Below are 17,430 nucleotides of genomic sequence, written 5' to 3' on the forward strand. Positions count from 1 at the left end.
TACAACAATCTACCTGAACAGCCGGATATATGCGGATCAATGTTGTAATATGTACAACATTTCCCATTCTCCACGCCAGCAAGGTTCCTGCGGCAACCAACCACCAGCTACGGAAACTGAATTATTCAGTTAAATTTTAAATGTTCACGCTTCAGACACTAATTGCACATTGTGCAATCTTGCTCTTTGAGCAATAATATAAACTGTAGATTACAATTCAGCGTTCATCCTATACATAAGAAAGGAGGAAGCATACAACTTGAATCCCAAACTGACACTGCGGGACAAAAAAAAGGAAGCCACCGCCTACGCTTTGGCAGTAGCTGCCTTCGAGCTTGCGCTCGAGCAAGGTATGGATGGTTTCATTGTCGACGATATTGTCCAGAAGGCCGGCTATTCCCGGCGGACCTTCGCCAACTACTTCTCCTGCAAGGAGGAAGCGGTAGCGCAATATTTCATGTGCAGTGTTACCAATCAGGATGAGAAAACGATATTCGCGGACTTCACAGCGGATTCTACTCCGCTCGATGTATTGTACGGTTTGCTTAAAATGCAGTTCACTTCTGAGTTTCTGCACAAATTGCGGCAGTTCGTGTCACTCGCGAAGCAGTATCCGTCGCTGGAGCCATATATCCTCAGCATATTCCGCCGCTTGCAGGTCGCTGCCCAGGAAGTGCTCGAGCAGTTCTCCAATGGACGTTATGCGGACGGATATACTCACCTGCTTGCCGGTGCCGTCTATGGAGCATTCGTGCCCATTATGGACGGACGGCTCAACGTCTTACTGCCCGGCGAAACGCAGGATGACCGCCCAGGCGCCATATCGTTTGATCAATACTTGAATTCGATGTTTGCTTACTTACGCAACGGCTTCTAAAAATAAATTCAGAGATAAAGAGGAGAAACCATTACATGTCAACATTTCTATACCGCTTAGGTAAGTCGGCTTATTCCAAGCCCTGGTATTTCATCGCGGCGTGGATCGTCGTGCTCGGTGTTATAGGCGCCCTGCTTGGGGTCAATGGCATCCAGTCCAGCTCCGAAATGAAAATTGAAGGCACCGAATCACAAAAAGTGCTGGATAAGCTCACCCAAGAGCTTCCTGCTGCCGCCGGCGGCCAGGCGAGCGTCGCCTTCACCGCACCAGACGGAGAACGTCTGGATACGCCGGAGCGTGTAGCGCTGCTCCAGAAAGCTATCAATGACGTCTACAATATGGAATACGTCATCAATCCAATGGAACTGGCAGCACAAGCTGCCGCTGCTGCTCAAGCCGCCGGCGCTGATCCTTCCGCTGCCGCTGGCCAGGCCGCCGCTGCTGATCCTTCCGCTGCCGCGGGCCAAGCTGCCGCCGCCGATCCTTCCGCTGCCGCTGGCCAGGCCGCTGCTGCCGATCCTTCCGCCGCTGCAGGCCAAGCCGCCGCTGCTGATCCTTCCGCTGCCGCGGGCCAAGCTGCCGCCGCCGATCCTTCCGCTGCTGCAGCACAGTCAGCTCCTTACGGTCCGCTGATGGCTGACGGCGCTCCGGTTCCCGGCGTTATGCTGTCTGCGGACGGCAATATTGCCCTGTTCCAGTTCCAGTTCACGGTTCAGCAGACATCCCTTCCATCGGATGTACCTGATAACATCATTGATACCGTGACTGAAGTCGAGCAGGCAGGCTCCGGGATCACTGCGATTCCGAGTGATTCCCTGAAGAGTATCCCGGCCATCGGCTCGACCGAAGCAGTCGGTGTTGTTGTCGCTGCGGTCGTACTGTTCATGACGCTGGGCTCGGTCGTTGCTGCCGGTCTGCCGCTGATCACTGCACTCCTCGGCGTCGGAATCAGTGTCGGAGGCGCGTTTGCCCTCGGCAGTCTGATCCAGATGAATGACATTACACCGGTTCTCGCCGTGATGATCGGTCTGGCTGTAGGTATCGACTACTCCTTGTTCATTGTTAACCGGCAACGCCGCCTGATTCTCGATGAGAAGCTAAGTGCCGGCGAATCCGCCAGCCGGGCACTCGGCACCGCAGGCAGCGCCGTATTCTTCGCCGGCCTGACCGTTATTATCGCCCTGTGCGGCATGCTCGTTATCGGCATCGGCTTCCTGTCAACCATGGCACTTGTAGCTGCAGCCAGCGTTCTGATCAACGTTCTGCTGGCGCTGACCCTGTTGCCTGCACTGCTCGGACTGGTCGGTGAGAAGATCGTCACCGCCAAAGCCCGGACGAAGAACACCGCTGCCGCTAAAAAAGCGCAGCACGGCTTCTCGCACCGCTGGGCAAATGCCACAGTGAAATACCGCTGGGTGATCATTATTCTCGTTGTACTCGTTCTTGGAACAGCAGCGATTCCGGTAACCAAAATGGAGCTGGGCATTCCTTCGGGCGCCTCAGCGAACCTGGATACTCCGGCCCGCCAGAGCTATGATGTTATTTCCAAGGGATTCGGCGAGGGCTTCAACGGACCGCTTCTGCTGGTAGCAGAGCCGAAGAACCCGTCCGACAAAATTTCGATGGAGCTGCTGGGCAAGCTGACTCAAGAGCTGCAAATGCATGATAACGTTACACAGGTCTCTCCGATGGGCGTGAATGCCACCGGCGATATTGCCATCATCAGCCTGATCCCGAAAACGGGTCCGACAGATACAGCTACAAGAGATCTCGTGCAGGAACTGCGCGATCCGTCTTCCAGTCTAACCTCAGGGAATAATATTAATCTTGGTGTGACCGGCTTCACCGCCATCAATATTGATATGTCCTCCAAGCTGTCTGATGCCTTCCCTGTCTACATCGGCATCATTGTTATTCTCTCGCTGATCATCCTGCTGCTGGTCTTCCGGTCGATTATCGTACCGATCAAGGCAACCATCGGTTTTGTTCTCAGTATCCTTGCCACCTTCGGTGTGACCACCGCTGTCTATCAGTGGGGATGGCTGCATTCCTTGTTCGGCTTCGATACAGGGGGACCGCTGCTCAGCTTCATGCCGATTCTGGTCACCGGGATTCTGTACGGTCTGGCTATGGATTATCAGGTGTTCCTGGTCAGCTCTATGCGTGAAGCTTATGTCCACGGCCGCCGCGGCAATGACAGCATTGTTCACGGCTATGATCTCGCCAGCCGCGTTGTGCTTGCTGCAGGCGTAATCATGGTTTCCGTCTTCTTCGGCTTCATCTTCGCCCCAGATGCGATGATTAAGCAGATCGGCTTCGCACTCGCCTTCGGCATTCTGATCGATGCCTTCATCATCCGGATGACGCTCGTTCCGGCTGTCATGGCCGTCTTCGGCGACAAAGCCTGGTGGCTGCCGAAATGGCTGGACCGCCTGCTGCCGAATCTCGATGTTGAAGGCGATAAGCTGATCGCCAAGCTGAATGCAGAGAGCGGACAGAAGCACTAGAATCCCTCCCCTTGCCTTAGCTTTGATGATTACTCAGGCTTTACGGAGCCCCTTCCTTACCCTTTAAAATAACGGACGGCACCAACGCCGTCCGCCCATAACAAAAGCAGCGCCTGCAGACATTGTCCGCAGGCGCTGCTTTTGTTTATTTCCCCGCTTGCATCAGCCGGATTACCTCAGGTACCGTAGCGGAATTAACCGCCAGATCCGCTTGCAGCTTCCCGTCATCAAGGAGGAGCAGCCGGTCACACGCGCCGCAGACCAGCTCATAATCATGGGTGATTACGAGCACAGTCACTCCGGATTCAGCCATTTCCCGGATCAGTTTGATGACACGGCGCATATTTCTTCCATCCAGTCCGGAGGTGGGCTCGTCCAGAATGATCATGTCCGGCCGGTTCATCAGTCCAACGGCAAAGGTCAGGCGCTGCTTCTGCCCGCCGGACAGCGAAGCCGGGTGATGCTCACGGTATTCCCACAAATCCAGCTCCTTCAATAACCGTTCCGCCTGCCTTGCCGCATCCGGCTCGTCTTCATGGGTCATCAGCAGCTCGTTTCGCACACTGTCTGAGAACAGCTGGTAATCGCTGTCCTGCATCACAAACCACATTTTGCGCAGACGCTTGTTAGCCTTGCATGGCTCCCCGTTAATCCGGATGACCCCTTCCTGTTCCCTGAGCAGGCCGCACAGTGTTCTGGCCAACGTGGTTTTGCCTGCGCCATTTGGTCCGGTGAGCGCGGCGATTTCCCCTCTGTTCAGTACAAAGCTCTGGTCCTCCAGAACCGCACGCTTAAATCTTCCAGGCGCAATATTTGCATGCTGTACAGCGATATGCTCCGGGTTCTGCTGCCGGTTCCTCCTCACCTGTTCCGCCTGCCGGACCGTGAAGTTATCTGTGCCTTCAGAAACTACAAGTGAACGCAGACCATACGCGTCCAATTCTCTGGAGGTCAGGGCAAGCAGTCCGGCCCTGGTCCATTCTGTGGTAATCTGTCCACCGTCCATGTAGATAATCCGGTCCGCCAGCGGAAGGAGGTAATATAGCCGATGCTCGGCAATAACGATGGTTTTGCCCCTGGCCTTCAAGGCTGACAGCATGCCTGCCAGCTCTCTGGTCGCAGCCATATCCAGATTGGCTGAGGGCTCATCCATTACGAATAGCTCCGGATCGGTAAGGCGGGCAGAAGCGAAGGCCGTCTTCTGTTTCTCTCCGCTGGATAGCCCGTGAAGCCCGCGGGAGAGCAGCTCTGTGATGCGGAATTCCTCTGCCAGCGCGGATACCCGTTCAAGAATCAGCGACGGATTCAGGCCATAGTTCTCACCGCTGAAGGCAATCTCGTCTGCCACCACAGAAGTGAAGAATTGGCTTCTGGAATCCTGGAATACGCTGCCTGAGGTCCTCCCGAAGCTCCAAGGCTCGATCTCATGAATATCTCTGCCCTTGAGTCTGACGCTACCCGTAAGCTTGCCTTCATAGAAATTGGGAATCAGTCCGTTCAGCATCCGGGTTAATGTCGTTTTTCCGCTTCCGGACGGCCCGGTGATGACTACACATTCGCCTTCGGCTACGCTCAGATCCACACCGCTTAATTGTTCATAGGAATCATTGTATTGAAAAGATACATTTTTAAGTTCAATTATCGTTTGTATATCCATTCTTATCCCCCGTCCTAGAATACTGCAGCCAATAAGCAGGCATATGCAGCCAGCACGAGGTAATCCTGCAGGCCGAAAGCGATGCGGTGAATACTGGTTTTGGGGCCGGGATCGTCAATTCCCTTCACCGTTGCCGAGGCTGCCAGCTCATCTGAAATCTTCATACTCCTCATGAGCAGCGGCATGATTGTATATTCGTAGGTACGCAAAGGACGCAGCCAGTTCACAGGTGAGGTGAAGGAGACTCCCCTCAACCTGGCAGAGACCTGGATCGCTTCATGCTCCAGTCTGATCACCGGCATGAACCGGAAGCAGACAGCTAACGAAATAAGCAGCCCCCTGGGCAGGCGGAGTGTTGCCAGCGCGGATATCAGCTTGCCGGAGGGGACCCTGCCCAGCGAGCCTGCACCCATCATGACCGGCATGAACCGCAGTCCCAGATAATTCAGGAAGCGCAGTGAGCTTAAGGCTCCGCTTCCTCCCCGGTTCAACAGCTCCTGCAGCCCAAGCAGCAGTGCAGCAAGAATCAGATATTTCAACACCGGGACATATATACCTTGAACCAGCAGATAGGCAGCCATGAAGAGAGTAACCATCCAGACCTTATCCATCCCGGCCCAAAAGACAGCCACGCTCGTGACCAGCACTACAAGTAATTGTGTGCGCGGGTCAAACACTACACGCATCAGCTATTTCACTCTCCATCCTTCAGCTCCCTGTTGGGTATCCCATAGCTTCTCATACAATCCGTGATGTGCCAGAAGCTCTTCATGGGTCCCCTCTTCCACCAGTTCCCCCTGATCTAGAACAATAATCTTGTCTGCATTGCGTATCGTCTTCAGCCGGTGGGCAATCAGAATGACGGTTTTGTCCGCCACCAGCTCATTGATCGCCTGCTGCACCGCCGTCTCGTTCTCCGGGTCCAGTGAAGCCGTCGCTTCATCCAGCAGCACAATCGATGCATCCTTCAGCAGCGCACGGGCAATGGATACACGCTGCTTCTCGCCTCCAGATAAGGTAGAGCCCCCCTCACCTACAGGTGTGTCGTAACCCTGGGGCAGTGCGGAGATGAACTCATGACAGCAGGCCCGCTTGGCCGCAGCTTCGATCTCTGCCTGGGTAGCCTTCATATTACCGATCCGGATATTGTTGCCGATCGTGTCCTGGAACAGGTATACATCCTGGAACACCATCGATATTTCGGACAGAAGCTGCTCCGGGCCGGCGCTGCTGAGCGGCTGACTCCCGATCGAGATTATGCCTTCCTGAATCTCCCAGAACCTGGATATCAGGCGGGTAACCGTGCTTTTCCCGCTGCCTGACGGTCCTACCAGTGCCGTAATTGTATGCGGCTGAATCGTAAAAGTAAGATCCTTCAACACCGGCTTCTGTGCATCATATCCGAAGGTCACATGATCAAATATAATCGGCGCACCTGAAGGAATGCTTCCGCTTCCCTGCTGAGGCTGCTCCTGACGGACGTCCATAATCCGCCGTGCACTGTAGGCCGAATAACGTATCTCGCCGTAATTCATCAGCACAACCGTAAGCGGCTCGAAGATCTTGGTCCCGACCAGCAGGAACAGCAGGAAGACTGGCAGCGTCAGCTCTCCCCCTGCCAGCGAATAGCTCCCGGTCACGATCATCAGCGTGAGGCCGGAGCGGGTGAGCAGCATCGCCCCCATAATCATCGGGCCCATTATGCCTTCCAGCCGGATGGATGCCCGTTTCAGTTCATCAAAGGACAGGCGCAGCCGCTCAAACCGCTTGCCGCCCATATTATGGGCTTTGATCTCGCGGATTCCCGACAGGTATTCCTGCAGGCGGCTGGCCGCCTCATTCTTGGCCCGCACATGATTCTCGCTTAGACGGGCCTGCAGGGAATCGGTCAGCCAGAGCAGCAGAACTCCGAAGGGCATGGCCGCGAACATCGCCAGCGCCATCCGCCAGTCCACGAAGAGCAGGCCGGCCAGCGCAAGCACCGGCAGCATCACCGCACTGATCAGCTGCGGCACATTGTGTGAAATGGTCTGCTCCACCTGTCCGTAATCGCTTAAGAGCAGATTTGTAATATCTCCAGGGTCCCGCCGTCCGAAGAAGCCCAGGGACAGGTGGCGGATATGCTCGGCCAGGCTTAACCGGCCGGAAGCAGCCAAGCTGTAGGCTGCTTTATAGGTTTTGTCGTACAGATAGGAATAGGCCGCATACTCCACAACCAGCCAGATCAGCAGAATCACGCTTACGGTCCACATCCGGCCAAAGTTCAGGCCGGCTTCCGGCGCCGCGAAGGAGAGATAGATCGTGTTGAAGATATCTGCCAGCAACGCAGCAGGTACAACCTTGGCGATACCGTCCAGAATGGCAGCTAGTGCGGAAGGCAGCAGACTGCGCGTATTTCCGCCTGAGATATTATAGAAATAATGATTCATCTCTTGGTCCCCTCCCCCAATCTCCACTGGGCGGCAGAGATATGCGACTGCCACATCTGCTCATACAAGCCCTTGCGTGCCCGCAGCTCCTCATGGGTTCCGCGTTCGGTAATTCGGCCTTGCTTCACTACAAGAATCTGTTCAGCCCCCTGGATCGTTGACAGGCGGTGGGCGATAATCAGCACCGTCTTGCCTTTGACCAGCTCTGCCAGCCCCTGCTGAATCTTCCGCTCATTTTCGGCATCGGCATAGGCCGTTGCTTCATCCAATACAAGAATCGGGGCATTCTTGAGCAGTGCGCGGGCGATGGCCACCCGCTGGGCTTCCCCGCCCGACAGATACGTACCACCTTCCCCGATTCTGGTATCATAGCCTGAGTCCAGGCGCACGATAAATTCGTGGCAGCAGGCTGTCTTCGCAGCAGCGATAACCTCTTCTTTTGTCGCCCTCGTATTCCCCATGCGGATATTCTCCTCGATCGTGTCGTAGAAGAGGTGCACATCCTGGAATACGAAGGAGACCGTATCCATCAGCTGCTCGGTGCCTATCTCCTGAACAGGTACGCCGCCGATCATGATCCGGCCCTGCTGCACATCCCAGAAACGCAGCAGCAGACTGGCAATCGTCGATTTGCCTCCCCCTGACGGCCCCACCAGCGCCGTCATTGCGCCGGCGCGGGCCGTGAAGCTGATCCCCGACAGGATCGGCTTGTAATTCATACTGTCCTTCTGTTCATAGGCGAAAGAGACTTCATCGAAGACGATATCATAGCCGGACGGCAATCGCGGCGACTCCGGTTCTTTTACCGGCTGCTCGGCAAATACCGCCTCAATCCGCTTGTTGCCTTCCACAATTTCTCTCATGCCTCCTCCCAGGTAGAGCAGCTTCAGCAGCGGGGCTGACAGGCTTGGGCTGATAAGCAGGAACAGGATCATTGTAACAGCGAACGACTGGTTGCCGGCTTCTCCACTGGCCAGCAGGATACCAGCAGGAATGGCGAAGACAAACAACGAGCCGATAAGTACAAAAAACAGGCTGTAAGAAGTCTTGCACAAATTCGTAATCCGCAGTGAAATATCGCGGTACCGGGTCACTGCATCCCGGAAGGTGAGGAAGGAATCTGCGGCAATGCCGAATACCTTAACGGCAGGCATTCCTCTCACATACTCCACACCTGTTGCATTCATCTCTTCAACGGCATACTGGAATTCCCGGTACGCCTTCTGTCCGCCCTCACTCCCGAACACTCTGGCCTGCAGCCAGAAGCCTGCCCCGATCGGCAGCAGCAGCACCAGCGCCATCACATAATCCAGCCAGAACAAGTACCCCAGCAGCAGCAGCGGGACAATCACTGCTGATACGAGATCCGGCAGCTGGTGGGCGATAAACTTCTCTATCTTTTCTACACTGGTCTCAATAATCTTCTTCAGCTCTCCGGTAGCTGTCCGGGTATGATAACCCATCGGCACTTTGGCCACATGGTCGGACAGCCGTACCCGAAGCTCATAGAGAATGTTGAATGCAGCGATGTGCGAACACATCCCTCCGATATAGAGGGTAATTAAGGAGCCCAGCAGCGATAGCATAGCGATAATTCCGCACTGCACAATTAGATCCTTGTTGATTCCGCCGGTATCCCGCGCATGAAGCAGCAGCTCCTCAATGATGCGGTACACCGCTGCAAAAGGAACAACCTGCAGTAAGCTGGAGAGTGTGGAGAAGATGCTGGCTGTAATCAGAAGCCCTTTTTTGCCGGCTACAGTCTTCAGCAGTCCCAGCGCCTCGGAATTTCCTTTCATCGGATAACACCCGCTTTAATGAAATGCTTGTTCAGCAGCCTGGAGGCGAAGCCGCTGCCGAGCAGCGTCATGCCGAAGGCAAACAGCAGGCTTGCAGCAATCCATGCCGGAGAGTAAGCAAAATACAACATTCTATCCAGCGTATCCGCATCAAACATCCCCGAGAGATATCCGCTGCCGTAGACATAAATGGTTACCGAGGTGCCCATGCCATAAAAGCAGCCGTAGACCGCGTACGCCAGCGATTGTCTGGTCAGCCGTCTGTACTGGGTTCCGGCTCCCCGGAACAGAACCGCTTCACCGAACAGCCCGGCCAGTGCGAAGAATACCAGCATCAGCGGAACCCCCATCAGCGTATAGACCAGTCCGTTAACAATGCTCTGCACCAGCAGAGCCCCTCTTTTGGACACCTTCATCGCCATCACCAGATACACAATCGCTGAGAAAAAGAGGCAAAATCCAGCAATCAGCGGCATCGCCGCTGCTCCTATTACAGGCGTCAATATGGAGCCGACAATGGCATTGACTGCATAAATCAGAATGCTGAAGATCCCAATCAATATGTAATCCTTGGTTTGAAGTCTTGTAGCTTTGTTCATTTCTAATCTCTCCCTGCGGTTAATTGATAATCATTATCAATTGTTACTATCGCATAAAATAGCTTTATCCGACACCCGAATCGGGAGGATTCGCATACAGAAACGGATTATACTGATACAGCTAGGCCCTTCCGAAGTAGCGGGAGGGGACGGAACCGTACTTCTGGCGGAACTTCTCGGCAAAAAAGCTGGGATTGCTGAACCCTGTCATCAATGCTGCCGCAGTTACGGTGGATGAGCCGGTTTCGAGCAGACGATACGCAGCCTTCAGTCTGCTGTCAATAATATAAGCATGCACCGGCATGCCAAAAAGCTGCTTGAAGCCTTTTTTTAGCTTGTACTCATTAAGACACACCCGCATAGAGAGCTCCTGGATGCCGGGGGCAGCCAGCAGATCATGATCCAGAATTTCTTTGGCTCTCAGGAGTGAATCGACGTCAGTTCTGGACAGAGCTGTACTCAACGCAGGCTTGTCCAGTGCTTCATGCATATATACAGCGGTCAGCTCCATCACCTTCCCTTCGAGATAAATCCGCTTGAGACTGTCCTCAAAGCTGCAGCGGAGCATCTCCTCGAAGATCTGCTTCATCTGCGGAGTAGCGGTATGTGTCAGAAAAGGCTCCTGCCGGCCAGCCTGACTGCTGAGCTTACGCACGGGTTCGAATAAATCCGGGTCTGCCTTGACGGTAATTCCGTAATACGGTAGTCCGGCCTGATACATCCCCACACAATCCGCCGGCTGATGCCCGAATACGGACAGCTCCCCGTGGTTAAGACGGTAGTCACGGTTCGATCTCCGTACCTGCCACTCAATCGGCGCACCCAGGCAATAGCTCCATTTCATCGAGCCCTCCGGCTCACTGCTGCGCATCTCAACGTTCTCCCCGAAGCACATTTCACACACAGTAATCTCAATCGCCGGACTGACTCCGATCCGCTCCCAGTAGCCCTGGCCGAACTGCTCCGGAATCTGCAGCCTGCTCTTCGCCGGTTGCGGACGATACAAGCCATTCAGTCCTTCCGCGAGTGCATGATGCCTGGGCTGCAGGCTCTCAATGTCATACCACTCTGCTTCCCCTGCCTTCATACCGCCTTCACCTCTTTCATATCTATCGATATAGCTATGCAACGCATCATTGAGCTGATTGATAATCATTCTCATTATATCCGGAAACCTTGCTGGTTTGTACTGCGGTTCTGCCGGTCTGCTGGCCTGAATAATCCTGTTGATGTATTAGCAGCTGCTATTTACGAAGATTCTATTTCCACTCTGGAATCATACAACGTTTTATTAGTAATTATTACGATTAATATTCTGTATCTTATCTTTTGCCTTCAGTAAAGTCAACGTTACTTTTGACTCATCGCCTACTTCGGGGTCAAATGAAACATCGTATAATTGCCTAGACGACAAAAAAAGAAGACCTGCAGACATTGTCCGCAAGCCTTATTTTCTATACAGCCGTACTCCTCAAGCTACACTGAATATTACATGCATTCCAGCTGCCAGCGCCTTCTCATAAAAGCCCAGAAGTGCTTCAAATTCACCCTTCAATTCCTGCCTCAGTGCTTCTGTTCCGTAACCCGGCTCCAGCCTGCCGAAATCCAGTTGTTGCATCGCCCGGATAATTCCTTCCAGCTCATCATGCTCCGTACAGGCAAAAAATCCGTCTTCCTCCTCCACCTCAAACACATGCACTCCTACGACTGCTTCACTTAGCGGATTCCCGTCTACCGGTTCGCTGGCTGAAACCCCGGTTAGCGATAGATGGAGATCCTCCCATAGTTTATCTATATCATAATATTCATTCCCGGCTTCGATAAGTTTCTCCAGCGTACCCATCAGCTCCGCTCCATCCATCGCCATCATGCTCTCCAAGGTATCCTCATCTACCATTACATATTGACCAAGCATCCCCATCTGCTTCTCCTCCTAAGTTTCCTGCACGGTATATCACTAATATCCCTAATATCACTAGTACAACATCTGAACTAAAAGAAGTGAGTTCAGTAAACAATGCCGCAAATGATGAATTCAGTTCCAAGTGGAAATTCGGAAATAGTTGCATACTGTACAATTAAAAACAGCGAAAAGGCAGGCTTGAGTCTTATAACTGTAGTCTATACAACTAAATTTGCCCGAATGGGTGAGAATCAGGCCGTAATCGCAGTTTAATTGTACGAATTACAACTAAACGGAGAATCGGTTGAAAAACATAACTTTTAGTTGTACAAAGTGCAATTAAGCATACTGCGTATACTGTAACCGGGTCACTGCAAACCTCAGTCGTCTTCTATAAAATAGGCGACAGCAGCCGCGATATCCCTTCCTTCAGCTTAATCATAAGCGAACGCTCCTTGTACCGCTCAGGCGTAAGCTCAGAGCTTAACAGGCTGTCCTGCAGAAACAGGTCCTCAAGCTGTGCGGCGACCTGCCGGTCATATACAATAGCATTGACTTCGAAGTTCAACCGGAAGCTGCGGGAGTCGATATTCATCGTCCCTACAGATGCTACTTCCCCGTCTGCCACAATGGTCTTGGCGTGCAGGAAGCCGTTCTCATAGAGCAGGATTTTGGCTCCATAATTGAGTAAATCGCCGGCATAAGCCCAAGTAGCCCAATATACGAACGGGTGGTCAGGTTTGTTCGGGATCATGATGCGCAGATCTACCCCTGAGAGCAGGGCGATTTTGCAGGCATCCATGAAGCTGGTGTCCGGAATGAAGTAGGGCGTCTGGATATATACACTTTTTCTGGCCGATAAAATAAGCTTGATGTACATATTCTTCAGATGCTCGGTCTCCGAATTGGGACCGCTGGTGATGATCTGAACCGGGCTTGTCCCCGTATGTCCCCCTGTGTAAAAGGAGAATTCCTCGTAATCCCCGCGCTTATGCTTCCCGGCCTGATGCCAGTCCAGAATAAATCTGCCTTGAATATGATTAACAGCATTCCCTGTGATCCTGAGGTGGGTGTCCCGCCAATAGCCGAATTTCTTATCCAGACCGAGGTATTCATCTCCGACATTGAACCCGCCGATATAGGCGGTCATGCCATCAATTATGCACAGCTTGCGGTGATTCCGGTTGTTGATCCGGAAGTTCAGCGGTCTGAGCAGAGACGGGAAGAACACCTCCACCTCTCCTCCTGCTGCACGTAATTCTTTGAAGAACCCGGGTGCAATCCGTTTGGAGCCGACTTCATCGTAGAGCAGCCGCACCTTCACGCCTTCCTCTGCTTTGCGGGTTAATGCATCCCTCAGCTTCCTCCCCAGGGCATCCGGCTGAATGATGTAATACTGAATATTGATCTCTGTCCGGGCAGAACGGATATCCTCGAATAATGCGTCGAATTTCTGATGCCCGTCACTGTAGATAACGATGTCATTATCACTGGATAAAAGACCATGCGACGATCTGATATTCATCGTGATGAGCTCTGTATATTTCTGCAGCCAGGGAGATATCTCCTGGACTTCGTCATGGAGCGAAGCCAGCTGCCGGTCTGTCTCGGCCTGGACAAATTCCTGCTCTTCAATAAACAAATGATAGAAATTCTTCTTCTTCAGATTCCGCCCGAAAAAGATATACAGAACGAACCCCAGGATAGGAATGAAGAACAGAACCATCAGCCAGGCCCAGGTATACCCCGCCTCTCTCCGCTCAATGAACAGGAACCCCAGCGCCAGCAGGATATTTATGAATGTGATGCTTGAAATAATAAGCGTCGTTATACTTGCGAATTCCATGCCCTGTCCCCCTCTCGTGCGGAAGCCTCAAGTCCTCCCGTGACTAATAATGCCACCTTACGGGCGACTTCCTCTTTGTCCATGCGGATCTCCCCGGCCACCCATTGAACAGCTCCTTCATGGATAGCCTGGGCAGCAAAAGAAGCCATTATTTTCCGCTCATCTGCCGTATAGAGCCTGTCCAGACCGTCCAGCAAATAAGCCTTGAGCGCAGTTAACATCTTATCTCTGAGCTGCGGTACGACGAATGCTACATAGCTGCTGCGGCAGCTCATCTCCGGCTGGTCATAGAAATCGCACACGGCCAGAACAAGCTGCCCGATGCTGTCCGGATCAACCTTCACTTGCCCTGCAGTGTATTGTCTGATAGCTGCCGATGCGGAGTCCCCCATCATGTAGTCCAGTAATTCGTATTTGTCATTAAAATGTGCATAGAAGGTAGCCCGGTTCACCTTAGCCCGTTGGGTGATATCGGCAATCGTGATTTTCTCGAAATCCTTCACGGACACCAGCTCGATAAAAGCACCCGCCAACGACTCCTTCGTATGCGTCACCCGTACATTCATTACTTTATTCGCCATAGCATCCTCCCGCCCGACAATAGGTACGTCTTGTTGCTATAGCAACATCTGCACCTGTTTTGTTGATTGTTGCGCTGCCTGATCAGCGGTATATTCTGATTAAAGCAACACGCGTTAATTTAATATATCACAACAAGGGAGAGTTTAAACCATGAAAACTATTGTTATCGTCGGTGCAGGACCCGGATTAGGTCTGTCGTTAGCCAAAAAATTCGGGGAGAACGGATTCAGGGTAGCCGTAAAAGTAAAAGCGGTAAGACATCCCTTGACAGGGTAATGTCTTACCGCTTTTTTCTAATAATTATATTCAGACTAATAAGTACAATCATAGCTATATTTGCTATCAGCACGCCAGTATAAGCATCCGACAAACGGGTCCGGTGTACCCATAGCTTAACAATTTCACCCGACACCCCCATTTTCATCAAATAGGGTTCCAATTCCTTTGTTGTAAGCTTATCACCGTAGACCAGCGGTATATCAATAATATCGTTGCTTCCTATTTCGGGAGTGAATTCAGCCCATAATTGTTTGGCCCATCTGTCATATTTATAGCTGAATACTTCGTCTGATTCACGGTATTCCCACCTGTAATTCCCTGCAACAACTAATATCGCCATTGTAAGGATGCTGATTATCAGAATTTTAAATTTCAATAGGCCGCCTGCTTTCAGGACAATAAGTCTATCCGTTGGATAGGCTTATGTCCGTTATTATTCACTCACCCGCTCACTCCGGCAGCTGAAGCAGCTCATCACGCAGCTGACGATAAGCATCATCCCAGCCCATTTTGGCATAAAAGCGGAGCGCATCCAGCCCTTTGAAATACCGCGCACCGGTCAGCCGTTCATGAAAGTCCGGGATGATGATCCCCTCCCTGTTCTGGTAATCCTGATAAGCCTGAACCACATCAAGCTCTCCCAAGGTCCCATTCAGCGTAGCGAGATCGATCAGAAAATCCCCATAGGCAAAATTGCCGTCGATGATTCCGGTGATCTGCCGGCCATCGGACAGGATATTCCAGGGCTGAAAGTCCCCATGGATAAAATAGCGGTGCGGCTCGTTATATTTGGCATACGCCAGCAGGCGGTGGTAGCATTCTTCGAATACGTCTTTTTCCAGACATGTTGACTGAAATAAGCCGTGCCAGCCTTCCCAAAAGGTTCCGCTCTGATCCTCGGCGAAGAATGAAGTGATATATTCCCGCCATGACGGGTAAGCGCCGGCTCCGCTGGGCTGTATCCATCCGTAGCCGCTTGTATCGCCCAACTCGGCGTAATTCATCCGGGTCAGTATTTCGATAAGCTCAGGGAGCTGGCTCTGCTTCTCATGATCAGAACAATCGATCAGATTGCCGCCACGAATCCGTTCAGAGATGGAATAGCTCAATGTCCCCGATTTACCCTGCCCAAGACATTTGGCAAACGGGATGCCCTGGCTGGTCAGCAGATTCGCAACATAACCTTCTGTATTGTAGGCCCCGTCCATGTCACTCAACTTAATGATGCATCCCCGGCCTTCATATTTGAAGGAGAATACGCTGCTCAGGTTCCCCCCTTCTACGGGCATTACCCCGGCCGGACTTGAGCCAAAATGCTGCTTCAATATATCTTCTACCCTGCCAATTTCTAATCTTGCTTTCTCGTATGCAGTCATTGCGGCATCCGTCCTCACATATCTTTTGTGAATTCAACCTCAACCTTCAATATCATTAACGTAATGGAGCACAGTTCCGTAGAATTTCATGAACCGCCGATAATCATCACTGCCATTCATCCCGATGACCGCCGGATAAGCATTAACCTTGCGCTGCTTAAGTGCAGCCAGTATTTCCTGTTGGACAGGGCAATGAAATTTGCCTTCTGTATACTGGATCACCAGCGGAGGGAATGCTGCTGCATCCTCATCTTGTACATGAGCCGGGTCATTATTGCTGCCCGTAAGCTCATCACGCCCTATAAGCCGCAGCGGAAATTTAACGACTCCGAAGTACAGCTTCTCTTGCTTCTCCTGCTTCCCGGATTCAACCAGCCCGGTTAAGGTCTTGCGGGTGAGCAGCAAATAACACTGAATCCATTCTTCGATCATTCCGGCATCCATGTACCGTACAGCCGACTCCACAGTCGGAGCATACGTTAAGTGCCGGTCGTTTTTCTTCGAGTAGATGATCTTCTTGACCGTATCCAGGGATAAATAATACTCGTCGGCAATTTCCGCAATCGTCACTCCATGCGCATACTTGTTGCAAATCATCAGATTACGCTTTTGCAGCCGCTCTCTGTATCCGGTCGACTCGCCCCAGGTCTTCTTCTCATCCCCTGCCGGGAAATACAGCAGCCTTCCTGCCGCATATTTCTGGACTTCCCTTAATAACTCCTCCGGGATCACATCACCGGCATGCTCATATTTCATACCTTCATTCACCTTCTGCAGGGCTAAAGAGCGTAGATCCGGTCCTTCAGCTCACTTATGGATTTAACTATGGACTTGCAGGAGCAATCATCATCGATAGAGGCATGCCAGCGCAAGGTATCGATTCCTCTGTAATACGCCATGCATAAGAACCGTTCCTTGAAATCCGGGATGATGATATCCCTTGACTTGCAGTATTCATTGAACAGCTCCGGGATCTCGAAGTAAGGCTTATTCAGATCCATATTAGCGATATCTGCCAGACAATCGAAAATCCCGCATTTGCTCCAATCCGGGAAACCAAGCACTGCCCGGCCGTCTGTGATCATATTTTTGAAGTACGCATTATTATAAACCAGGTAGCGCTGGCCTTCGCAATAATGGATACGGTCTTCCATTTCCTTATAGTACTTCTCGAAAAAGTCACGGTCCAGCACGGTAGTCTCGAACATCTCACGCCAATTGAACCAGTAGCCCTCTCTCTTCTCCGAGAATGTCTCGGTCAGGAACTCCCGGCAGGTGGAAAATTCCGTCTCGCCCTCCTCATCCAGCCAGCCGTAGCCTGCTATGCCAGAAATATCAGATGAAGAAATCTCCAGCAACTGGTCAAAAAATAACTCATGGCATTCCGCGAACTCCGCCGCACTTAGCTGCTCGGCCACGAACCCCTTCGGTGTCATATCTACCTTGTCAGACAGCAGCGATTTAAGAAAATTGTCTTTCCCCATGTTCATCTCACCTTTTCCCATACACTAGAATATACCAGCTGCGCATCTGATAACAGAATCATACACCCTGAAATTCCAGGGAGATAGGCAAT

General features: G+C 52.1%; 16 protein-coding genes. 3 read left to right on the plus strand and 13 right to left on the minus strand.

Annotated features, from left to right (window positions below; translation table 11 throughout):
- The first annotated feature begins 259 nt into the window (after nucleotides 1–259).
- Both GC101_RS10590 and GC101_RS10595 read left to right on the plus strand, forming a co-directional pair.
- On the plus strand, nucleotides 260–877 hold the full coding sequence (locus GC101_RS10590; protein ID WP_171717222.1) for a TetR/AcrR family transcriptional regulator: 618 nt from the start codon (nucleotides 260–262) through the stop codon (nucleotides 875–877).
- 35 nt (nucleotides 878–912) lie between these two features.
- Nucleotides 913–3,384 (plus strand): MMPL family transporter, encoded by a 2,472-nt coding sequence (locus GC101_RS10595; RefSeq protein WP_171717223.1) that lies wholly within the window; start codon nucleotides 913–915, stop codon nucleotides 3,382–3,384.
- Nucleotides 3,385–3,529: 145 nt separating this feature from the next.
- On the opposite strand, the gene GC101_RS10600 is transcribed toward GC101_RS10595, so the two are convergent.
- From GC101_RS10600 to GC101_RS10640, 9 genes are all read right to left on the minus strand, one after another.
- On the minus strand, nucleotides 3,530–5,041 hold the full coding sequence (locus GC101_RS10600) for an ABC transporter ATP-binding protein (protein ID WP_171717224.1): 1,512 nt from the start codon (nucleotides 5,039–5,041) through the stop codon (nucleotides 3,530–3,532).
- A gap of 14 nt (nucleotides 5,042–5,055) precedes the next feature.
- Nucleotides 5,056–5,727, minus strand: coding sequence for an energy-coupling factor transporter transmembrane component T (locus tag GC101_RS10605; RefSeq protein ID WP_171717225.1), 672 nt, complete (start codon nucleotides 5,725–5,727; stop codon nucleotides 5,056–5,058).
- Nucleotides 5,728–5,730: 3 nt separating this feature from the next.
- Nucleotides 5,731–7,470 (minus strand): ABC transporter ATP-binding protein, encoded by a 1,740-nt coding sequence (locus GC101_RS10610; protein ID WP_171717226.1) that lies wholly within the window; start codon nucleotides 7,468–7,470, stop codon nucleotides 5,731–5,733.
- Nucleotides 7,467–9,269 carry an ABC transporter ATP-binding protein gene (locus GC101_RS10615; RefSeq protein WP_171717227.1) on the minus strand — a complete coding sequence of 601 codons (1,803 nt, stop codon included), beginning with the start codon at nucleotides 9,267–9,269 and terminating at the stop codon, nucleotides 7,467–7,469. The genes GC101_RS10610 and GC101_RS10615 overlap by 4 nt, the downstream gene beginning before the upstream one ends.
- Entirely contained in the window at nucleotides 9,266–9,868 is a 603-nt protein-coding gene (locus tag GC101_RS10620; RefSeq protein ID WP_171717228.1) for an MptD family putative ECF transporter S component, read from the minus strand. Before GC101_RS10620 ends, GC101_RS10615 begins: the two co-directional genes overlap by 4 nt.
- 121 nt (nucleotides 9,869–9,989) lie before the next feature.
- The gene (locus tag GC101_RS36045) at nucleotides 9,990–11,024 is read right to left on the minus strand and encodes a helix-turn-helix domain-containing protein (protein ID WP_246354275.1); all 1,035 of its coding nucleotides are present in this window, start codon (nucleotides 11,022–11,024) and stop codon (nucleotides 9,990–9,992) included.
- Nucleotides 11,025–11,339: 315 nt separating this feature from the next.
- On the minus strand, nucleotides 11,340–11,789 hold the full coding sequence (locus GC101_RS10630; protein WP_171717229.1) for a DUF1877 family protein: 450 nt from the start codon (nucleotides 11,787–11,789) through the stop codon (nucleotides 11,340–11,342).
- Nucleotides 11,790–12,162: 373 nt separating this feature from the next.
- Complete coding sequence (cls, locus tag GC101_RS10635; RefSeq protein ID WP_076244590.1) at nucleotides 12,163–13,617, minus strand: cardiolipin synthase; 1,455 nt, start codon at nucleotides 13,615–13,617, stop codon at nucleotides 12,163–12,165.
- Nucleotides 13,599–14,198, minus strand: coding sequence for a TetR family transcriptional regulator (locus tag GC101_RS10640; protein ID WP_171717230.1), 600 nt, complete (start codon nucleotides 14,196–14,198; stop codon nucleotides 13,599–13,601). The genes cls and GC101_RS10640 overlap by 19 nt, the downstream gene beginning before the upstream one ends.
- A 151-nt stretch (nucleotides 14,199–14,349) precedes the next feature.
- On the opposite strand from GC101_RS10640, the gene GC101_RS36495 reads away from it, so the two are divergent.
- The gene (locus GC101_RS36495) at nucleotides 14,350–14,475 is read left to right on the plus strand and encodes a hypothetical protein (protein WP_281365833.1); all 126 of its coding nucleotides are present in this window, start codon (nucleotides 14,350–14,352) and stop codon (nucleotides 14,473–14,475) included.
- A 4-nt stretch (nucleotides 14,476–14,479) separates the two neighbouring features.
- Here GC101_RS36495 and GC101_RS10650 read toward each other — a convergent pair whose 3' ends face one another.
- The 4 genes from GC101_RS10650 to GC101_RS10665 all read right to left on the minus strand — a co-directional run bounded on the left by GC101_RS10650 (nucleotide 14,480) and on the right by GC101_RS10665 (nucleotide 17,338).
- Nucleotides 14,480–14,854, minus strand: a complete 375-nt coding sequence (locus GC101_RS10650) for a hypothetical protein (RefSeq protein ID WP_171717231.1) — start codon at nucleotides 14,852–14,854, stop codon at nucleotides 14,480–14,482.
- A 73-nt stretch (nucleotides 14,855–14,927) separates the two neighbouring features.
- Complete coding sequence (locus GC101_RS10655; protein ID WP_171717232.1) at nucleotides 14,928–15,854, minus strand: phosphotransferase family protein; 927 nt, start codon at nucleotides 15,852–15,854, stop codon at nucleotides 14,928–14,930.
- 39 nt (nucleotides 15,855–15,893) lie between these two features.
- Entirely contained in the window at nucleotides 15,894–16,610 is a 717-nt protein-coding gene (locus GC101_RS35720; RefSeq protein WP_216626549.1) for a CD3324 family protein, read from the minus strand.
- A 23-nt stretch (nucleotides 16,611–16,633) separates the two neighbouring features.
- Nucleotides 16,634–17,338: a hypothetical protein gene (locus GC101_RS10665; protein WP_171717233.1), complete on the minus strand. Its 705-nt coding sequence runs from the start codon at nucleotides 17,336–17,338 to the stop codon at nucleotides 16,634–16,636.
- Between the last annotated feature and the right edge of the window lie 92 nt (nucleotides 17,339–17,430).

The sequence above is a fragment of the Paenibacillus phytohabitans genome (assembly GCF_013141775.1).
Lineage (GTDB): Bacteria > Bacillota > Bacilli > Paenibacillales > Paenibacillaceae > Paenibacillus_AQ > Paenibacillus_AQ phytohabitans.

What these genes read in the sequence shown, in the direction of transcription:
- GC101_RS10610 (WP_171717226.1), bottom strand. Translation starts at nt 7,470, where the DNA reads ATGAATCATTATTTCTATAATATCTCAGGCGGAAATACGCGCAGTCTG.
- GC101_RS10615 (WP_171717227.1), bottom strand. Translation starts at nt 9,269, where the DNA reads ATGAAAGGAAATTCCGAGGCGCTGGGACTGCTGAAGACTGTAGCCGGC.
- GC101_RS10605 (WP_171717225.1), bottom strand. Translation starts at nt 5,727, where the DNA reads ATGCGTGTAGTGTTTGACCCGCGCACACAATTACTTGTAGTGCTGGTC.
- GC101_RS36495 (WP_281365833.1), top strand. Translation starts at nt 14,350, where the DNA reads ATGAAAACTATTGTTATCGTCGGTGCAGGACCCGGATTAGGTCTGTCG.
- GC101_RS10595 (WP_171717223.1), top strand. Translation starts at nt 913, where the DNA reads ATGTCAACATTTCTATACCGCTTAGGTAAGTCGGCTTATTCCAAGCCC.
- GC101_RS10630 (WP_171717229.1), bottom strand. Translation starts at nt 11,789, where the DNA reads ATGGGGATGCTTGGTCAATATGTAATGGTAGATGAGGATACCTTGGAG.
- GC101_RS35720 (WP_216626549.1), bottom strand. Translation starts at nt 16,610, where the DNA reads ATGAAATATGAGCATGCCGGTGATGTGATCCCGGAGGAGTTATTAAGG.
- GC101_RS10600 (WP_171717224.1), bottom strand. Translation starts at nt 5,041, where the DNA reads ATGGATATACAAACGATAATTGAACTTAAAAATGTATCTTTTCAATAC.
- cls (WP_076244590.1), bottom strand. Translation starts at nt 13,617, where the DNA reads ATGGAATTCGCAAGTATAACGACGCTTATTATTTCAAGCATCACATTC.
- GC101_RS10665 (WP_171717233.1), bottom strand. Translation starts at nt 17,338, where the DNA reads ATGGGGAAAGACAATTTTCTTAAATCGCTGCTGTCTGACAAGGTAGAT.
- GC101_RS10655 (WP_171717232.1), bottom strand. Translation starts at nt 15,854, where the DNA reads ATGACTGCATACGAGAAAGCAAGATTAGAAATTGGCAGGGTAGAAGAT.
- GC101_RS10640 (WP_171717230.1), bottom strand. Translation starts at nt 14,198, where the DNA reads ATGGCGAATAAAGTAATGAATGTACGGGTGACGCATACGAAGGAGTCG.
- GC101_RS36045 (WP_246354275.1), bottom strand. Translation starts at nt 11,024, where the DNA reads ATGATTATCAATCAGCTCAATGATGCGTTGCATAGCTATATCGATAGA.
- GC101_RS10620 (WP_171717228.1), bottom strand. Translation starts at nt 9,868, where the DNA reads ATGAACAAAGCTACAAGACTTCAAACCAAGGATTACATATTGATTGGG.